The following is an 18,404-nucleotide window of genomic DNA, read 5'->3' on the forward strand; positions in this document are numbered from 1 at the left end:
TCTGAATCCTATGGCCGCGCCGGCAGCGCGCCCGGCAAATTCCCCTAGTCTGTAAGGAAGCCAACACAAGGAGCAGTCCCGCATGCGTTCCGTCCGCCGCCATCCGCTGAGCCTCCTGCTCGGCTTCCTCGTCTTCGCTGCCGCCGCCCTGGGCCTGGCAGGTCCCGCCGCGGCGCATGACGCCGCCGAATCCAGCAGCCCTGCCCAGGGTGCGTCCTTGCCCGCCCCGCCGGAACAGGTGTCGGTGACGTTCAACAACAACCCGCTGGGCATCGGTGCGTCCTTCTCGGTCAAGGACGCGTCCGGCACCGAATGGGCCGACGGGCCCGTGCAGATCGTTGACAACGTGGCGTCGCAAAAGCTGCGGCCGGGAGGACCTGCAGGGGCGTACACGGTTTCATGGCGGGTGGTCAGTTCGGATTCGCACCCTATCGAGGGCACCTTCGGCTTTTCCGCGGCCGGCGCTGCGGAAGGGGGTGCGCCGGCAGGAAGTCAGACGGCGGCCGCCACAGTTCCGGGAATGGGCACGGCTGAGCCGGGCGCGACAGCGGAACCGCCGGTGCCGGCGAACGCCGAACAGCCGTTCCAGTGGAGCATTGTCATTTTCGCCGCTGTGGCCCTGGGCCTGCTCGTTGCCCTGGCTGTCATCGCAAAGCGCCGGCTGTCCGCCGGCGAAGATCAGGCGGATGCCTCATAGCCGCCGCAAAGATCCGGACGGGGAGCAGCGTCCGGAGGGGCAGCGCGGGCAGCCACGCTACCAGGACAGCATTGCAAGGGTTCCCGTTGCCGGGGACGCCTGGACCTTGGCTGAAATGGCTTGGCCAACCGTCTTGGCCTGGCGCAAAACTTCCTTGGGGGACGGCGTGATCAGCTCGCCGACGCCCACCAGGTAGATGCCGATGGCCCGCATGGCCGCAGCAAGGTTCCGTCCCACGGCGATGCCGAACTCGTTGATCATCCGCCGGAGCTGGCTCTGGGCGCACCGGGTGAGGACAATATGGTCTGCCAGCAGGACGCCGGTGGCAGTGTGGACCTCCCATTGCGGGGCGGCTTCAGCGGGCTTGCCGCCCACCATGGTCAGCTGCACGGCACGGGTGGTGTTCCGCACGTCCACGTGGTGGCTGGCGGCATAGTTGCGGAGGTGCCGCAGGATTTCGTTGCGCTCCCGGAGGGTGGCGGGGTCCGCAGCATCGCAGCGCTGCAGGGACGTTGTGGCAGGCTGGGCCGCGCCCAGGACGTCGAGACCGTCCACCACGATGGAGTCCACCCCGTGCCGGCGCAGTTCGGCGGCCACGGCAAGGCCGGAAAGGCCCGTGCCAATGATCACGGTGGTGGTCTGTTCGGTCCCGGCACTCCCAGGCATGCTTGACACTACAGTTTCCCTCCTTCGAAGTTTCGGCTGGTGCCGGCATCCTCGCCGGCGCGCGTTCCGTGCCCCCAAAGTCCGGCCGCAGCACATGGGCGGGCAGCCCTGGCAGGCATCGCCTGCGGGCTCCCCGCACCAACAATGTCCTGAAGACTACAGAACAATGGCGGCCAGGGATAGCCCAAAACGCAAACATTTTCTGCGGGTGAAGACGCTTTCCCGGAGGGTGTGGAAAAGCTGTGGATAACATGTGGATTTCCGCCCCTGCCAGGCTTGCTAAGGCACAGCGGACGGAGAATAGTGAGAAGCGGGGGCGGGTTGTTCCGCCAGCATATGCGGCCGCCGGCCGGGTGCAGGGGAACGCTCCCGCTTCTGGCAGAATAGCCGCAACATCAGGCGGCAGTAGCGCAAGGAGGCGGCCCCATGGGCGCACAAGAGTTGCATCCGGACCCGGCACAGGACGGTGGTGGCACTTCGGCCGCGCCCGATGGAATCGTGGTGGGCGTGGACGGCTCGGACCATGGCCAGTGCGCCCTGGTGTGGGCGGCCCGTGAAGCCCAGCGGCGCCGTCGTCCTTTGCATATCGTCACCGCCTACTCCGTGCCCATCTTCGCTGCGTCCGGGCTTGATGGGGGTTATGCCACTGTGGATGACTCTGTCATTCGCGAGGGCGCCGAGGCCGTCGTGAAGCAGGCGCTGCAGAAGGTTGCCCCGTACGACATTGACGTGAGCTCCTCTGTTGAGAACGGCGACGCCTCGGGGGTGCTCCTGGAGATGTCCGAAACCGCCGAGCTCCTGGTGTTCGGCACCCGCGGACGCGGCGGTTTTGTGGGCCGGCTCCTGGGCTCGGTGAGCAGCGCCCTGCCTGCACATGCCAAGTGCCCCACGGTGACCGTTCCGCTCATTTGCTCGGACCGGCTGGGGGAGACCACTGAAGACCGGCGCATCAGGGCCGAACAGGCCAAGGCCGGGCACCAGCGCGTGGAGAACGTGGTGGTAGTTGGCGTGGACGGATCGGAACAGGCCCGCGTTGCCGTCCTGGAAGCAGCGGACCAGGCTGAGCGGCTGGGCGCCACATTGCGGGTTGTGTGTGCCGTGCCCCAATACAGCGGTTCGCTGGCCTGGGTACCTGCACCAATGGACCGCAAGGCCCTCTTCGCGGACATCCAGGTGACGCTGGACGCGGGAATGGCGTGGTTGCGGAGCCACTACCCGGCCCTTCCCACGGAATCACAGTTGCGGGACGGCTCGCCCGTGGACGTGCTGGTGGAGGAAAGCCGCCACGTGGAGCTGGTCGTGGTAGGAACCCGCGGCCGCGGCGGCTTCACCGGTATGCTCCTGGGTTCGACGTCCGACGGCGTACTCCACCACGCCAAAGGTCCCGTCATGGTGGTTCCGGACCGTGAAGACCCCCGCCTTGCGGACCGGGCCCGGTTCGGGCCCATCCTGGGCGACGCTGCCTGATCCCCTGGTGACCCGGCCACCAGGGAGGCGTGGACATGCAGCGGCCGGAGGAGCCCGAGGAAAGCCCGGGTGCAGGTTCCGGACTGGTCCGGGACCTGCACTCCGTCAACGCCGGCATGCTGGATCTGGTGGGAGGCAAGGCAGCCAACCTGGGCGAACTTCTGTCCGCAGGCTTTCCGGTGCCGGACGGCTTTTGCCTCACCACGGAAGCGTACCGGCGCATAATCGGGACGCCTTCCGCGTTGCTTCCGGCGCTTGCCGCTGTCCAGGCTGTCCTGGAACCGGCGGCCGGTGCCGGTGCTCCTGAACCGTCGGCGCTGGCCGGCGCGGCAGCGGACGCCCGCGCCGCGATTCTTGCCGCGCCCATCCCTGCGGACATAGCGGCAGCGGTGGAACAGGCCTACCGGGGCCTTGGGCAGGACGTGCCGGTGGCAGTGCGGTCTTCGGCCACTGCGGAGGACCTGCCGTTCGCAAGTTTCGCCGGCCAGCAGGACACCTACCTCAACGTGGTGGGCCTAGACCGCGTCCTGGAAGCGGTCCGGAAATGCTGGGCTTCGTTGTGGACGGACCGGGCCGCCGCCTACCGGGCCAGCCTGGGCATCGACCCGGACAACGTTGCCCTGGCGGTGGTGGTCCAGCGGATGGTGGACGCGGAGACGGCAGGGGTCATGTTCACCGCCAACCCTGTGACAGGGCGCAGGGGCCACGCCGTCATCGACGCCAGCCCCGGCCTGGGTGAGGCAGTGGTTTCAGGGGCGGTTAACCCGGACCACTACGTGGTGGATGCTGCAACCGGCAGGGTCCTGGAGCGGAAGCCGGGCGACAAAAGGGTGGCGGTCCGGGCAGTCCCCGGCGGCGGAACGGAGACCGTGCAGGCGCCGGGCGCGGCAGCATCCGAGTGCCTCACCGACGTCCAGGCGGCCGGGCTGGCAAGCCTGGGACGCCAGGCAGAACAGTTCTTTGGTGCCCCGCAGGACATTGAATGGGCCATCGACGGTGCCGGCACGTTGTGGCTCACCCAGTCCAGGCACATCACCACCCTGTATCCGGTTCCGCAGCGCCAAGGTACGCATGGCAGCGCCGCCGCGCGGGGCGACACCGGAACGGGGGGCGACACCGGAACGCAGGGCACCAGGGCTTACCTCTGCTTCAGCCTTGCCCAGGGCCTGACCCGTCCCATCACACCCATGGGGAGGGCGGCCCTGCGGCTCATCGCCTCTTCAGTCGCAACGGCGGCAGGCTTCAGCGTTCCCGACCCGCGCCGCGGGCCGTCCCCCTACGCCGAAGCCGGGCAGCGGATCTACTTCGATCTCACCACCCCGCTGCGGAGCACGGTGGGCCGCCGGATACTTCCCCGTGTCTTCGACATCATGGAAGCCCGCTCAGCCGTGCTGCTTAGGCAGCTTTTTGACCATCCCGCGTTCGCCGTGACCCGCAGGACCCCGTTGGCGCTGCTGCGCCATATTGTCCCGGCGGCAGCGCGTGCCAAAGCCCCCGAGTCGATCCTTCGGGGCCTGGTCCGGCCCGGCGCGGCGCTCCGCCGCCTCGACCGCTTCACCAGCGACTTTGAGGCAGTACTGCCGGCACCGGCGGGCGCCGGACCCGCCGAACGCCTTGACCACGCCGAAATGCTGCTGCGGACCCGCCTGTTCGCCATCGTTCCCGCCATCCTGCCTCTTCCCGCGCTGGGTTTCGCCATGCTTGCGGTGGCACGGAAAGTGCTCGGCGATGAGCGCTGGGACGAACTGCTGCCGGTCCTTCGCGGCCTGCCCAACAACATCACCACGGAGATGGACCTTGAGCTGTGGCACCTCGCCGTTGCAATCAGTGGCGACGCCCAATCACGCACCGTCCTTTCAACGCAGGACCCGGCCCAGCTGGCCGAGGAGTTCCGGGCCGGACGCGTCCCCGCCCGGCTGGAGGCAGGCCTTACCAGGTTCCTCGACCGGTACGGGCACCGTGCCGTGGCGGAGATCGACGTCGGCATGCCACGCTGGTCCGACGATCCCGCCCATATCATCGGCGTCCTGGCCAACTACCTCCGGCTGGAAGACACCGACCTCGCCCCGGATATGCAGTTCAGCAAGGCAGCGGAGGCCGCGGACGCACAGGTGGAACGGCTCGTCGCCCGCGCCAGGGCCAGCAGCGCTCTGCACGCTTTCGCGGTCCGCGCTGCACTGAGGAGGGCACGGCTGTTTGCCGGGCTGCGGGAACTGCCCAAGTACCAGCTGGTCCTGGGCCTCGCCGAGGTCCGCCGGCAGCTGCTGCACGTGGGAAACGGGCTCGCTGACGCGGGAACCCTTGCCCAGCCCGACGACATCTTCTTCCTCGACTTCGATGAAGCCCATAAAGCGGTTCTTGGGCCTGCAGCCGGCGGGGAAGCCCTGGACGTACGCGGGCTGGTTGCGGAGCGGCGTGCCGCGTACGAGTGGGAACTCGGACGGCGGCGCATCCCGCGGGTGCTGCTCTCGGACGGAACCGAGCCCGAGGCGCTGCAGGCGGCGGCGGCAGCAAAAACGTCCGCAGGCATGCTGACCGGCAGCCCCGCTTCTGCGGGATCCGTGACCGCGCCCGCCCGCGTCATTCTTGATCCCCTAGGCGCCCGCCTCGAGCCCGGCGAAATCCTGGTTGCCCCGTCCACCGACCCTGGCTGGACACCCCTGTTCCTCACGGCAGGCGGCCTGGTCATGGAAATGGGCGGCCCCAACTCCCATGGCGCCGTGGTGGCAAGGGAGTACGGTATTCCCGCCGTGGTGGGCGTGCCGGATGCCACCGGCAGGATCGCCACCGGACAGAAAATAACGGTCGACGGCGGCTCGGGAACCATCATGCCGGTGGAACCTTAAACGCGCGCTGAGGAGGGGGCAGCCGGGCCGTGTCTACCAGCCGCCGCAGGCGTACCCTTGAGCTATGGGCTCAGAAACAGCGGGCTCCGAAACCACCGGCTCGGGCAGCAGGTTCCTGCGCCGGAAAGCATCCGGCACCAGGCGTGCCTGGGTGCGGTGGCTTCCTGCCGTGACGGTTCCGGCTGTGATTGCCGCCGGTGTCCTGGCGGGAACCATACCGGCGCGTGCCGGTGACCCCCTGCCCGGGAAAACCCCCGCAGAGGTCCTTGCCCTGCTGCAGCGGCACGAGGCCCACACATTCTCCGGCACCATCGAGCAGTCCTCGGACCTGGGACTGCCTGAGCTGCCCGCCACAGGGCCCAGCTCGGGGCCGGCCTCGGCCGGCACCGCATCCTCCATCTTCGAGCTGCTCTCGGGCGAGCACACTGCCCGGGTGTACATGGACGGCAAAACCAAGGTCCGCGTGCAGGTAGTTGACCGGCTGGCCGAGCGCGACATCGTCCGCCGGGACAGCGACCTCTGGTTCTACTCCTCCAAGGACAATTCCACCGCGCACCTGATCCTGCCCGCCTTCGCCAGCGACCTGCCATTGTATGTTCCTCCGCCCGCTGGGCCGCCGCAGCCGGACGCACCCACGGCCGATCTGCCTGCGCCTCCCGCTATCCACATGCACACGCCCGAGGACATCGCCGGGCGGCTCCTTGCCAAGGTGGAGCCGACCACGGCCGTCTCGGTGGGGGAGGACGTGGACGTCGCCGGGCGCACCGCCTACAACCTGGTGCTCGAGCCCCGCACGGATGCCACCCTGGTGGGCAAGGTGGCCATCGCCGTGGACGGGGAAACCGGTATGCCGCTGTCCGTCCAGGTGACCGCGCGCGGTGCCGCCTCGCCGTCGTTCCGCGCGGGGTTCAGCAGCCTTTCCTTTGAGACTCCGGACGATTCACTCTTTACATTCGTGCCGCCACCGGGCAGCACCGTGGAGGAACTGCAGTTCCGTGACCCAACCCGGTGGCCGCTCAGCTTCCGGGCCCCGGGCATGATCATCACCCCGGAACACCTGGCCGCCATCCGGCAGCATCCGGTCCGCCCCTCGGTAACGGGACAGGGCTGGGAGACCGTGGTGGGAATCCCTGCCGGGGCAGCGGGCGGAACCCTCGTTGAATCCTTGCTGCGGGATCCGCTGCTGTCCCAGGCCACCGTCGCAGTCCCTGGCGGGCGGCTGCTGTCCACCACGCTGCTGAACGTTTTGATTACCGGCGACGGCCGCATCTTCACGGGCATGGTGCCGCCGGACAGGCTGCAGGCCGCTGCGTCGGCGGCTCCGTGAGCCCGGCGGGCGGCAGCGGCCCCGGAACGCACGGACTTGCCATCGAGACGCATGGGCTCACCAAGCGCTTCGGCCGGCAGGTTGCCGTGGACGCCGTGGACCTCGCGGTGCCGCCCGGATCCGTTTTCGGGTTCCTTGGCCCCAACGGGTCTGGCAAGACCACCACCATCCGCGTGCTGCTGGGCCTGGCCGCCGCGTCCTCAGGAACGGTAAACCTGCTGGGGATCGAGATGCCCGGCAGGTTCCGGGATGTGCTGCCGCGGGTGGGCGCGCTGGTGGAGGGGCCTGCTTTCTACCCTTTTCTGTCCGGCGCGGCCAACCTTTCCCGCCTCGATGCTGCCGGCCCCAATACCGTGCCGGCCACCCGCAAAGCCAGGGTGCACCGCGCCCTTGAACGGGTAGGGCTCTCGCACGCCGCTGGCAAAAAAGTCCACGCCTACTCGCTGGGCATGAAGCAGCGGCTGGGCATCGCCAATGCCCTGCTGACCCGCAGGGACTTGCTGGTCCTGGATGAGCCAACCAACGGCCTCGACCCGCAGGGCACGCGGGAGGTGCGCAACCTGGTCCGGTCGCTGGCCCATGATGGTGCCACTGTTTTCGTCTCCAGCCACCTGCTGGCTGAGGTGGAGCAGATGTGCACGCACGCTGCCGTCATGAGCGCCGGCCGGCTCGTGGCGCAGGGGCCCCTCGCCGAGCTGCGCCGGGCGGGCAGCGCCCGGATCCGGCTGCTGACGCCCGATGCCGGAGCTGCCCGCCCTGTCCTGGCCGGCCTCGGGCTGGCAGCAGAAGCCGGGGGAGCGCAGCCGGACGGTGAGATCCTCCTCGCCGGCCTGGGCGCGGACGGCGGGGCCGATGGCCGTCTCCCTGAGGATGTTGTGGCCCACCTGGTGGCGGCCGGCGTCCGGGTCCGCGGATTCGCCGTCGAACGCGAGAGCCTGGAAGACCGCTTTGTTGCCTTGACCGGGGAGGGGTTCGACGTTGCCCAGTAGCGTGCCGGCCGATGTCCCGGGAACAGCCGCACCATCAGCCCGTGTGGACAGGGAATCCCCGTTCTCCCTGGTGCTCTCGGAACTGAAGGTCCTGTTCGGGCGCCGGCGTACGTGGGCGCTCCTGCTGGCGCTCGCGGCCATTCCGGTGCTGGTCGCCGTCGCGGTCCGCGTATCTTCCGCGGTCCCCCCCGGCCGTGGCCCGGCCTTCCTGGACCGGATCAGCCAGAACGGCCTGTTCGTTGCCTTCACTGCCATGCTGGTTTCCGTGCCGCTGTTCCTGCCTCTCACGGTGGGAGTGGTGGCCGGCGACACCATCGCGGGTGAGGCAAACCTGGGCACCCTCCGGTACCTGCTGGTTGCCCCCGCCGGGCGGATCCGGCTGCTGCTGGTCAAGTATGCGGGGGCGCTTGCGTTCTGCGTGGTTGCACCGCTCACTGTTGGTCTTTCCGGCGCCGCCATCGGCGCCGCCCTGTTTCCGGTGGGCCCCGTGACTCTGCTGTCAGGCGACGTGATCCCGCCGCCGGAAGCCGCGGTCCGCATCCTCCTCATTGCCGCATACCTCGCCGTTTCGCTGGCCGGACTTTCCGCCGTCGGGCTTTTCCTGTCCACCCTCACCGTGGTGCCGGTGGGCGCCATGGCGGCCACGGTGGTGGTGTCGGTGGTGTCCCAGGTCCTGGACCAGCTGCCGCAGCTCGAGTGGCTGCACCCGTGGCTGTTCAGCCACTACTGGTTCGGGTTCGGGGACATGCTCCGCCAGCCGGTGCTCTGGGACTCCTTCACCAGCAACGCTGTGCTGCAGGCCGGGTACATCGCCGTGTTCGGGGCGCTTGCGTACGGCCGGTTCGTGACCAAGGACGTCCTGAGCTGACCGGGTGCCGGGACATGGCCGCCCTATGCGTGCTGGTGCGCCTCGTGCTCGGAATGGCTGGCCGGTTCCAGCTGGAAGGTGCAGTGGTCAGTATCGAAGTGCGAGCCCAGGCAGGTGATGAGCTTGTCCAGCAGTTGGTCGGCGCCGCGCGCGTTGAGCACCCCGTCCTCCACCACCACATGGGCGGAGAAGACGGGCACCCCGGACGTGATGGTCCAAATGTGGATGTCGTGCACGTCCGTGACGCCCGGGACAGACAGGATGTGCTCGCGGATCATCTGCACTTCCACGCCCTTTGGGCTGGCTTCCAGCAGGACATCCACAACGTCGCGCAGCAGGCTCCACGCCCGCGGCAGGATCAGCAGGGCAATCACCACCGAGGCGATGGTGTCCGCGGCATTGAAGCCGGTCAGCATGATCACCACTGCCGCGGCAATAACGGCAAAGGAGCCCAGGAGGTCGCCGAGGACTTCCAGGTAGGCGCCGCGCACGTTGAGGCTTTCCTGGTGAGCGCCGTGCAGGATCAGCAGGGACGCAACGTTGGCCACTGCGCCGAGGATGGCGGCGAAGAGCATGATGTCGGTCTGCACTTCCGGCGCGGAACCGATCCGCCGGACCGCTTCGGTGAAGATCACCACGGAAATGACGATCAGGATCAATGCATTGGCCAGGGCCGCCAGGACTTCCGCCCGCTGGTAGCCGTAGGTCCGCTGGTCGCTCGCCGGTTGGCCCGCAATCCAGGCGGCCAGCAGTGCGATGGTCACACCGGCCGCATCGGAGAGCATGTGCCCCGCGTCGGCCAGCAGGGACAGTGACCCGGACAGGATTGCCCCCGCCACCTGGATCAGGACGACGGCCAGTGTGATCAGCAGCACGGCCACCAGCCGCTTGCGGTGCTGGCCGGTAGCGGTGATGCCGTGCGTGTGGCTGTGGTCGTGTCCCATGCCTACAAGGCTAGCCCCAGCCCAGTTCGTGCAGCCGGTCATCGGAGATGCCGAAGTGGTGCGCCACCTCGTGGACCACGGTTACCGCCACTTCATGGATCACGTCCTCCCGGGACGCACAAATTTCCAGGATGGGTTCGCGGAAAATGGTGATCCTGTCCGGCAGCGAGCCGGCGTCCCACCAGGAGTCACGCTCCGTAAGCGGTACGCCCTCGTAAACTCCCAGCAGGACGGTGTCCGGGTCCTCTCCCGGCCCCGGCACGTAATCGTCCTCGATGAAGACGGCCACGTTGTCCATGGCGCGGGCCAGTTTGTCCGGGATGCTGTCCAGGGCATCGGACACTGCGGCTTCGAACTCGTCGGCGGACATCCGGAAGCCCAACGGTTCATGCGGGCCCTCGGGGATGATGGGAAGGCCGGGCGGAAGGCTGGGAGGCATACCTCGACTCTAGCGCCGGACCCGCTCCTTATGCCCTGTCCGGGAACGCGTCCGGCGGCGGGTCAGTCCCACTCCCAGCAGGCAGATGATGCCGCCCACCAGTCCCCACGCCGTGGGGATTTCACCCAGGAGGAGCCACGAAATCAGCACCGTGGTTCCCGGGACCAGGTACGTGGTAGCCGCCATCTTGCCGGCGTCGACAAGCGAGAGGGCGTAGGCCCAGGTTGTGAAGGCGATGGCGGTGGGGAAAATCCCCAGGTATATCAGCCCCGCCGTTGCCTCCGGCGGCGCAGCCTGCACCTCGGACGCCAGTTGCCCGGCAAAGGGCAGGCAGCACGCGGCGCCCACCAGGATCCCGAACCAGGTGGCCTGGGCCGCGGGAAACTTCCGCAGGACAGGCTTCTGGATGATAACGCTGACCGCGGCGAGCACGGCGGCAAGGAGGCAAAGGGCAACGCCCGCCATGTACGCCGTCGTGGTTTCCCCTGCTCCGGACGCCAGCCCGGGACCGCTGCCGGCAGGCTGGCCGGAACCCAGGGCGATCAGCGCCACCCCCGCGAAGGCCACGGTGCTCCCGATCAGCAGCCACCGCGGAAACCCCTCCTTGAGGAAGACGCCGGCCATGATCGCCACCAGGATGGGGTTGACGTTGATGAGCAGGGCGCTGGTGCCTGCGTCCAGGACGTGTTCGGCGGCGTTCAGGGCCACGTTGTAGCCACCGAACCACATGACGCCGTACGCCAGGATCGGCCACCATTCGCGTCCCCGCGGCAGGTGCCGGCTCCTCAGCAGCTGTGGCAGTACAAGGAAGGACAGTACGACGGCGGCAATCGCCAGCCTGCCGAGTGTCAGGGACCCGGGGGAGAAGTGGGGTCCGATGGCCCGGATTCCCACGAAGGCCGAGGCCCAGAGCACCACGGTGACCACCATCGCCGCCACGCCGAGGGCCTTGACCGGGGAGGCTGCGCGAAGCGGTGCGGAACCAGGTTTGTTCACGGGGGTGGGTGAAGGCATGGAGCCAATGTATCCGGACGGAAGAGCAGGGGGCTGGCGGAAATCGGCCACGTCTAGTCAACTTCCTGCCAAGTTGCGCTGCCCTTGAGCCGCCGCGGCATCCCGCCTCGGCTAGGATGCGGGTTATGGTCTCAAACCCTGCTCCACCCCGTGATACCGCACGCCTCGTCCGGACAATCATCTGGATCCTGCTGGCCGTCATCGTGATAGGCGGGGTGGCGTGGTTCGCCCTCTTTACCGCCGGGAAGCAGCAGCAGACCGCGCCGCCTGCCGCAGGTGCGGAGCAACTGGTCCGCGCGGACAGCCACCGCCTCACTTCGCCGTCGGTGGAGAAGGCCCAGTTGGTGGAGTTCCTCGACTTCGAGTGCCCGTCCTGCGGTTCCATCCACCCCGTGGTTGAAGAGCTCAAGGCGGAGTTCGGGGACAGGATCACATTTGTGCACCGGCATTTCCCGTTGTCGATGCATCCGAACTCCGGCCAGGCGGCCCTGGCCGCCGAGGCGGCCGGGCAGCAGGGCCAGTACCAGCAGATGGCCAACAGGCTCTTCGAGACCCAGGCCCAGTGGGCCGGCAGCCAGCAGTCACAGGCGGCGCTGTTCCGGACGTACGCGGAGGAACTGGGCCTGGACCTTGCCCTGTTCGACGCCGCCGTTGCGGACCCGAAGACTGAGGAACGGATCCTGGCAGACATCGCCGATGGAAAGGCACTGGGAGTCAGCGGAACGCCGACTTTCTTCCTGAACGGCGAAAAGCTGGCCCTGTCCACGAAGGCGGACTTCCGGCAAAAGCTCGCCGACGCTGCCCGTTAGCTGTGCTTTGTGCTTTGCGCCGCTGCAGGTTTGAGGTGGTCAGCGGCTACTTCGCCGCTGCCCACTCCAGGAGCCGCTCCACCGGCCAGGTGGTGATGATGCGGTCTTGCGGGACATCGTTCCGCGCCGCGCGCTCGGCACCGTACTGAAGGAAGTCGAGCTGGCCGGGGGCGTGCGCGTCACTGTCGATCGAAAACAGGCACCCGGCTTCCAGCGCAAGCTGGATCAGCGCGTCGGGCGGATCCTGCCGCTCGGGCCGGGAGTTGATCTCCACTGCCACATCGTTTTCGGCGCAGGCGGCAAACACCTCCTTCGCGTCGAATTCCGACGGCGGTCGTGTGCCGCGCGATCCTTCCACCAGCCGCCCCGTGCAGTGGCCAAGGACATTCGTGTGCCGGGCCTGGATGCCGCCGAGCATCCGCCGGGTCATGGTTTTCCGGTCGGCACGCAGCTTTGAGTGGACGCTGGCCACCACGATGTCCAGGCGGTCCAGCAGCTCGGGTTCCTGGTCCAGCTCGCCGGATTCCAGGATGTCCACTTCAATGCCGGTCAGCAGCCGCACCGCCGGTTTCCCGCTGGCAGCGGATTGGCCGTTGGCGTTGATCGCGGCCACCACGTCCAGCTGCTTTGTAAGCCGTTCCGCTGACAGCCCGTTGGCGATGGTGAGGTTTGGCGAGTGGTCCGTAAGCGCCAGGTATTCCCTCCCCAGCACCCCGGCGGCCGCCGCCATCAGCTCGATGGGGGAGCCGCCGTCGGACCAGTCACTGTGGCTGTGCAGGTCGCCGCGAAGGGCATTGCGAAGGTCGCTGCCGCCGTCGGCCAGCGGCTGGGCACCCTTTTCGCGGAGGTCCGCCAAGTAGTCGGGTACGCCGCCCGCCACCGCCTGCTGGATGACCTGGTAGGTCCGGTCGCCGATTCCCTTCATGGATTTCAGCCGGCCGGTCCTGGTGCGCTCTGCCACTTCGTCGGGCGGCAGCGGGCTGATGGCCGCGGCGGCCTTGCGGAACGCCTGGACCTTGAAGGTGGCGGCGCGTCCGCGCTCCAACCAGAAGGCAATTTCATTGAGCGCTGCGACGGCATCCATCAGTCCATCTTCACCTGTTCCCCCCGTCCAGGCACGGGGTTTTTGGCCGATTTTGGATAATGCGGAACTAGGCCCTATAGTTTTAGAGTCCAGTTCGGAGAAACGCAGAGGACAAAGACGGGAAGCCTCGCTTTACGCCTTTTATTTTGCTCCGAACGGGTTCTGGCCCCCATCGTCTAGCGGCCTAGGACACCGCCCTTTCACGGCGGCGGCACGGGTTCGAATCCCGTTGGGGGTACGCAAGGAACTGGTCAAGCAGGCTAAAAAAGTCTGGTAGGCTGGAAGCCTTGAAAAAAGCGGTAGAGATACTGCAAATGCAAGAAACGCAAGGCCCTGTAGCGCAGTTGGTTAGCGCGCCGCCCTGTCACGGCGGAGGTCGCGGGTTCAAGTCCCGTCAGGGTCGCTCTGATTGCCGGAAGGAATTCCGGCTCTCAAGGTGACTAGTCACCTAGGCTCTGTAGCTCAGTTGGTAGAGCGTTCGACTGAAAATCGAAAGGTCACCGGATCGACGCCGGTCGGAGCCACCACTGGGAAGCATCAGTTCTTCGGAACTGGTGCTTTTCTTCTTTAACCCCACCCCCAATTTTCGTCCGGCCTTCCTCACCAGTCCGCGCAACAGAACCGGGACCGCGCGGATTCGCGACCCGGCTTCTGCCGTCGAGCAGCCCTCGCCGGCGCTCGGGCTCGCAACCCTTTGTCCCCCTCGACGCGGACATTTTCCTACGCGCCGGTACTTTTGGGGTCGCCCAGGAATATCAGTGCCGAGAAGTAGCGTGCGCAACACCCACACCGGCACGGATCCGCCCTGCCGGGTCAAACCGCCAAACCGGGGACCGCATGTGGTGGACGCAACAAACCTCGCTTTGTTAAGGCGGAAATTTGTCTGACATGTGAAACATTTGACCCTAAATAGCGGTTGTGGCACGCGCGCGCGATGGAATGCGTAAGCGCTTGCACGGCTGAGTGGAATTAGGTTTTCCCGGGCACGAAACACGGTTTGAAATGCGGGGAAGCGCCTGCCTAGCGTGGAACCCGGCCCGGATACTCCTGGTATCAGCAAGGGCCACATCGGGACCCCACCCAGGTCCCGGCCCTCGACACAAAGGCGTCCTCGATGACGCCACGAAGTCGTCGGGGCTCGCCGGAGTGCGGGGAACCAGGGCATCCGCCCGTCTTCCACGAACAGTTCCAACTCCGCGAGAAGAGCAAAAATGCACAAGCACCCCCAAACACGCCGGATGCTGCGGTGGCGTCCTGCCGCCGCAGCACTGGCGGCAGCCGTTGCGGCCTCGGCTTTCCTGGCCGTCCCGTCGGCACAGGCCAATGAGCCCGCCGACCCGCCGGCCGCCGGGCAGATGCCGGCGCCCACCCCGGGCTTCCCTCTCCCCACGGAACACACCCAGCAGGCGCACGACCCGGCGTCGGACTTCACCTCCAAGTGGACCCGCGCGGATGCCAAGCAGATTATGGCGCAGAGCGATTCCACCGTGGCTCCCGGGGAGAACTCCATGAGCCCGGATGTCACCATGCCGGAGATCCCCGAGGATTTCCCCACCATGAATGACGACGTCTGGGTCTGGGACACCTGGTCCCTCACAGACGAGCACGCAAACCAGATCAGCTACAAGGGCTACGACGTCATCTTCTCCCTCGTGGCCGACCGCCACGCCGGCTACGGCTTCGACCAGCGCCACTGGAACGCCCGGATCGGCTACTTCTTCCGCAAAACCAACGCCGATCCGGCAAAGGACAAGTGGAACTACGGCGGACACCTCTTCCTGGACAACACCTCGATCGGCAACACCGAGTGGTCCGGCTCCACCCGCCTGATGCAGGGCAACCACGTCAACGTGTTCTACACGGCAACCACGTTCTACGACGTGGCCGAGCGGAACGCCGGTCGCGGCGGAATCGCCCCCGACGCGGCAATCGCCAAGGCACTCGGCAAGATCCACGCAGACGAGAACGGCGTCACTTTCGACGGGTTCCAGCACACCAAGCTGCTTGAACCGGACGGCGAGATGTACCAGACCAAGGAGCAGAACCCCGGCTTCGCCTTCCGTGATCCGTACACATTCGCGGACCCGGCACACCCCGGCAAGACATTCATGGTCTTCGAAGGCAACACCGGCGGCACCCGTGGCGAATACCGCTGCAAGCAGGAAGACCTCGGCTACCAGCCTGGAGACCCCAACGCCGAAAGCCTGAATGAAGTCAACAGCACCGGCGCCTACTACCAGACCGCCAACGTGGGCCTGGCCGTGGCGGACAACAAGGACCTGACCAAGTGGTCCTTCCTCCCGCCAATCCTGTCCGCCAACTGCGTCAACGACCAGACTGAGCGCCCCCAGATCTTCATCCAGAACGAAAACGGCAAGAACAAGTACTACCTGTTCACCATTAGCCACCAGTTCACCTACGCTGCAGGCATGCGCGGCCCCGACGGCGTCTACGGCTTCGTGGGCGACGGTATCCGTTCCGATTACCAGCCCATGAACAACAGCGGCCTGGCCCTGGGCTCACCGACTGACCTGAACCTCCCGTCCGAGTCCCCGGAGGCGCCCACGCCCAACCAGAACGGCCGCCAGTTCCAGGCCTACTCGCATTACGTGCAGCCCGGTGGCCTGGTGCAGTCGTTCATCGACAACGTCAACGGTGTCCGCGGCGGATCCCTGTCGCCGACGGTGAAGATCAACTTCAAGAACGGTATCTCCCAGGTGGACCGCAGCTTCGGCCAGAACGGCCTCGGCCCGTTCGGCTACCTGCCCACCAACGTCAAGGTTGGCGGCGAAGGCCACTACAAATAAACTGCGGCACAAACCGCAAACGCCGCTGGTCAGCGGCACAAGCCAGGCGGGGATGCTCTTGGGGGCATCCCCGCCTGGTCGTTTAACTGCAGTCCCTCAGTTAACAGCACATCACCGCACGCTAGGGATAGTGTGGGAACAACAGAAGGGGGAGTGCCTGATGGAATACCAGAACCCACAACCCGATCAGGGCATCCGCAGTGGCGCCGCGCCGGTTCCTGTCCCGGTGCCCGGCCCGGGCCGTACCGTGATCTCCGAAACCGCCGTTGCCAAGGTGGCGGGGATCGCCGCCCGGGCCGTTCCCGGCGTGTATTCCCTGGGGTCGGGACCGTCCCGCGCATTGGGGGCCATCCGCGACGCCGTGGGCAGCACCGACCATGCGGCCGGAGTCCGTGCCGAGGTAGGCGAAACCCAGGTGGCAGTGGATATCAGCCTGGTGGCGAGCTACGGCACCCCCCTGCATTCCCTTGCCAACCAGGTGCGGGCCGCCGTCTACCGGGCCGTGGAGGAACTGGTGGGGCTCCAGGTTATCGAGGTGAACGTCGAGGTCACCGACGTCTACGTGCCTGCTCCCGTGAAACCGGCAGCCCCGGGAACCGCTGAAAGGGAGGCACTGCTGTGAGCCTGACATTGGCAGGCGCCGCCATGGGCGCCTTTGTCGCCTTCATGTCCCTCCAGTTCGGCCTGTGGGGGTTCCTGATTTCCCTGCTCTTTATGGCCATCGGGGCACTCCTGGGCCGCGCCGCCGAGGGGAAGCTTGACCTTCGCGGCGTCCTGGACGCCATCATCGGCCGGCGCTCATCATCATGAGCACGCCCGCCCCGGTGGTGCGGGGGCAGGCGCTCAGCGGCCACAACCGCATCAGCACGCAGGCACTGACAAGCCTCGCCAAGGCAGCGGCAGCTTCGGCGCTGGGCGTTGACGCGCAGGATGTCCGGGCAGACTGGACGGACGACGACGGCCTGCTGGCTTTGTCCCTTGTCACGCCCATCAGCATCCCGCCGTTGAAGGCGGTGGCCTTGGACCCGGCACGGCTGCAGGGTTTCGGCGGCTCCATCTGGGAACGGACAGTCCAGGCGAAGGCCCGCATCCTGGAGACGGTCACCGAGCTCAGCGGCGCGCGCCTGAGCCGGGTGGATATTCGTATCAGCGGCGCCACTATCAGTGAAGGAGGCCGCGTCCGGTGAGCAGCAGGGTGGACGCCGGGGCCAGGAAGTCCCGGGGTACGGAGGACCGCCGCGCCAACGGCCAGGGTCCGGACATGCGCCGCGTGGTCTACCGCGAGACGCATTCCACACGAGCCGCGGTGGCCATAACTGCCGCCGTTGTGGTCATCGTGCTGGTAGCGTACGGCCTTTTGGAGGCAGCGGTGCACGCCATCGGCCAGCCGGCGTGGCTTATCGAGCCGCAGGTGGCGGCCCAGCGGATCGTCGCGCTGCCCGCCGGAATATCGCCGCTGCTGCTGGGGGCGCTCGGTGCCGTCCTTGCCATGATCGGCCTCGTCTTCCTGCTTAACGGAATACTTCCGGGACGGCGTGCCCGCCACCTCCTCTCCGTGGCCGCGGCGCCTGGAGAACCCCCCGTCGTGGTCGACGACGAAGTCATCGCCTCGTCCCTGGCCCGCCGGGCCCGACTGGCGGCAAACGTCACGCCCGAGCAGGTCATGGTGGTGGTCTCGCAGCGGCAGGTCCTGGTCAATGTCAGGCCCACGTCGGGAGTGCCGGTGGACGACGCGACTGTCCTCGCCGCCGTCCAGGACGAGCTGGACCAGATGGGACTGGAGCCGTCACCCGATGTCCGCGTCAGCGTAACGCCGTCAGGAGTGATCGGCGCATGAACAGCACGCCCACCCTCCTCAACCGGGTCCTCCTCACGGTCCTGGGACTGAACCTGCTCGCCGCCGGCATGTTGCTGGTGCTGCTGGCAACTGTCCCGTCAGCCGCGTCGTGGTGGCAGTCCTGGTCCCCGGGAGCATGGAACGGGATCAACCAGGCGTTCAACGCCACCAGGTTCCCGGGACGCGCCGAAAGCTGGTTATGGATTGTGGTGGCCCTGGTGCTACTGCTGCTGATCGGGCTCATGGTGGCGTGGATCGCCCAGCAGGGTAAGGGCCGGTCCAACCTGCTGGCTGCCGAGTATGACCCCGGAGAAGTCCCCGGTGACGTGCGCATTGGTGGGGGAGTGGCGGAGCAGGCCATCAAGCATGCACTGGCGGGGCGGCCGGACCTGGCCGGTGCCACAGTGGCCACCTATGACGTGAAGGGGGCCCCGGCGTTGAAGGTCAGGCTGCTTCCGCGCCAGGGCGTTGCACCGCACTTGCTGGCCGCCGAGGTCACCGAACTGCTGGCGGCGCTCGAAACGGTGGTGGGCAAGGAAATCCCGGTTCTCATCCATATCGGGGCGGGCGCGCGGACGCGCTTCGGCCGTGCGGAGCGCGTCCGCTGACG

Annotated in this window: 18 protein-coding genes and 3 tRNA genes; 16 read left to right on the forward strand and 5 right to left on the reverse strand. The window is 67.2% G+C overall.

Features of this window, described 5'->3' with window-relative positions; all coding sequences use genetic code 11:
* The first annotated feature begins 82 nt into the window (after positions 1-82).
* Positions 83-697: a copper resistance CopC family protein gene (locus tag AC5RUU_RS06325; RefSeq protein ID WP_493974366.1), complete on the forward strand. Its 615-nt coding sequence runs from the start codon at positions 83-85 to the stop codon at positions 695-697.
* Between the two features lie 57 nt (positions 698-754).
* Here the strand turns inward: AC5RUU_RS06325 and AC5RUU_RS06330 are convergent, their stop codons facing one another.
* Positions 755-1,363, reverse strand: a complete 609-nt coding sequence (locus AC5RUU_RS06330) for an NAD(P)-binding protein (protein WP_493974615.1) — start codon at positions 1,361-1,363, stop codon at positions 755-757.
* Positions 1,364-1,789: 426 nt separating this feature from the next.
* Here AC5RUU_RS06330 and AC5RUU_RS06335 point away from each other — a divergent pair, with 426 nt between their 5' ends.
* From AC5RUU_RS06335 to AC5RUU_RS06355, 5 genes are all read left to right on the forward strand, one after another.
* Positions 1,790-2,830, forward strand: coding sequence for a universal stress protein (locus AC5RUU_RS06335; protein WP_493974367.1), 1,041 nt, complete (start codon positions 1,790-1,792; stop codon positions 2,828-2,830).
* 35 nt (positions 2,831-2,865) lie between these two features.
* Positions 2,866-5,676, forward strand: coding sequence for a PEP/pyruvate-binding domain-containing protein (locus AC5RUU_RS06340; RefSeq protein WP_493974616.1), 2,811 nt, complete (start codon positions 2,866-2,868; stop codon positions 5,674-5,676).
* A 64-nt stretch (positions 5,677-5,740) separates the two neighbouring features.
* Positions 5,741-7,003 (forward strand): LolA family protein, encoded by a 1,263-nt coding sequence (locus AC5RUU_RS06345; protein WP_493974368.1) that lies wholly within the window; start codon positions 5,741-5,743, stop codon positions 7,001-7,003.
* Positions 7,000-7,992 (forward strand): ABC transporter ATP-binding protein, encoded by a 993-nt coding sequence (locus AC5RUU_RS06350; protein ID WP_493974369.1) that lies wholly within the window; start codon positions 7,000-7,002, stop codon positions 7,990-7,992. The genes AC5RUU_RS06345 and AC5RUU_RS06350 overlap by 4 nt, the downstream gene beginning before the upstream one ends.
* Entirely contained in the window at positions 7,982-8,860 is an 879-nt protein-coding gene (locus AC5RUU_RS06355; protein ID WP_493974370.1) for an ABC transporter permease, read from the forward strand. The genes AC5RUU_RS06350 and AC5RUU_RS06355 overlap by 11 nt, the downstream gene beginning before the upstream one ends.
* Positions 8,861-8,883: 23 nt before the next feature.
* On the opposite strand, the gene AC5RUU_RS06360 is transcribed toward AC5RUU_RS06355, so the two are convergent.
* The 3 genes from AC5RUU_RS06360 to AC5RUU_RS06370 are packed head-to-tail and all read right to left on the reverse strand — an operon-like array spanning position 8,884 to position 11,257.
* Positions 8,884-9,804 carry a cation diffusion facilitator family transporter gene (locus AC5RUU_RS06360; RefSeq protein ID WP_493974371.1) on the reverse strand — a complete coding sequence of 307 codons (921 nt, stop codon included), beginning with the start codon at positions 9,802-9,804 and terminating at the stop codon, positions 8,884-8,886.
* Between the two features lie 10 nt (positions 9,805-9,814).
* On the reverse strand, positions 9,815-10,243 hold the full coding sequence (locus AC5RUU_RS06365; RefSeq protein WP_493974372.1) for a metallopeptidase family protein: 429 nt from the start codon (positions 10,241-10,243) through the stop codon (positions 9,815-9,817).
* Between the two features lie 9 nt (positions 10,244-10,252).
* A complete protein-coding gene (locus tag AC5RUU_RS06370) occupies positions 10,253-11,257 on the reverse strand; it encodes a DMT family transporter (protein ID WP_493974373.1) in 1,005 nt (334 codons plus the stop codon).
* A 125-nt stretch (positions 11,258-11,382) separates the two neighbouring features.
* On the opposite strand from AC5RUU_RS06370, the gene AC5RUU_RS06375 reads away from it, so the two are divergent.
* On the forward strand, positions 11,383-12,066 hold the full coding sequence (locus AC5RUU_RS06375; RefSeq protein WP_493974374.1) for a DsbA family protein: 684 nt from the start codon (positions 11,383-11,385) through the stop codon (positions 12,064-12,066).
* A 46-nt stretch (positions 12,067-12,112) separates the two neighbouring features.
* Here AC5RUU_RS06375 and AC5RUU_RS06380 read toward each other — a convergent pair whose 3' ends face one another.
* Positions 12,113-13,150: a PHP domain-containing protein gene (locus AC5RUU_RS06380; protein WP_493974375.1), complete on the reverse strand. Its 1,038-nt coding sequence runs from the start codon at positions 13,148-13,150 to the stop codon at positions 12,113-12,115.
* A gap of 165 nt (positions 13,151-13,315) precedes the next feature.
* Here AC5RUU_RS06380 and AC5RUU_RS06385 point away from each other — a divergent pair.
* The 9 genes from AC5RUU_RS06385 (at position 13,316) to AC5RUU_RS06425 (ending at position 18,402) form a co-directional block, all read left to right on the forward strand.
* A tRNA-Glu gene (locus AC5RUU_RS06385) sits at positions 13,316-13,388 on the forward strand.
* A 91-nt stretch (positions 13,389-13,479) separates the two neighbouring features.
* A tRNA-Asp gene (locus AC5RUU_RS06390) sits at positions 13,480-13,553 on the forward strand.
* Positions 13,554-13,601: 48 nt separating this feature from the next.
* Positions 13,602-13,677 (forward strand) — tRNA-Phe (locus AC5RUU_RS06395).
* Between the two features lie 684 nt (positions 13,678-14,361).
* On the forward strand, positions 14,362-15,957 hold the full coding sequence (locus tag AC5RUU_RS06400; RefSeq protein WP_493974376.1) for a glycoside hydrolase family 68 protein: 1,596 nt from the start codon (positions 14,362-14,364) through the stop codon (positions 15,955-15,957).
* Between the two features lie 160 nt (positions 15,958-16,117).
* Positions 16,118-16,579, forward strand: a complete 462-nt coding sequence (locus tag AC5RUU_RS06405) for an Asp23/Gls24 family envelope stress response protein (protein WP_493974377.1) — start codon at positions 16,118-16,120, stop codon at positions 16,577-16,579.
* Positions 16,576-16,767, forward strand: coding sequence for a hypothetical protein (locus tag AC5RUU_RS06410; protein WP_493974378.1), 192 nt, complete (start codon positions 16,576-16,578; stop codon positions 16,765-16,767). The genes AC5RUU_RS06405 and AC5RUU_RS06410 overlap by 4 nt, the downstream gene beginning before the upstream one ends.
* The gene (locus AC5RUU_RS06415; protein WP_493974379.1) at positions 16,764-17,144 is read left to right on the forward strand and encodes a hypothetical protein; all 381 of its coding nucleotides are present in this window, start codon (positions 16,764-16,766) and stop codon (positions 17,142-17,144) included. Before AC5RUU_RS06410 ends, AC5RUU_RS06415 begins: the two co-directional genes overlap by 4 nt.
* Positions 17,141-17,794, forward strand: a complete 654-nt coding sequence (locus AC5RUU_RS06420) for a hypothetical protein (RefSeq protein ID WP_493974380.1) — start codon at positions 17,141-17,143, stop codon at positions 17,792-17,794. Before AC5RUU_RS06415 ends, AC5RUU_RS06420 begins: the two co-directional genes overlap by 4 nt.
* Positions 17,791-18,402, forward strand: coding sequence for a hypothetical protein (locus AC5RUU_RS06425; protein WP_493974381.1), 612 nt, complete (start codon positions 17,791-17,793; stop codon positions 18,400-18,402). The genes AC5RUU_RS06420 and AC5RUU_RS06425 overlap by 4 nt, the downstream gene beginning before the upstream one ends.
* Positions 18,403-18,404: the final 2 nt, after the last annotated feature.

This window comes from Arthrobacter sp. K4-10C (assembly GCF_059090085.1).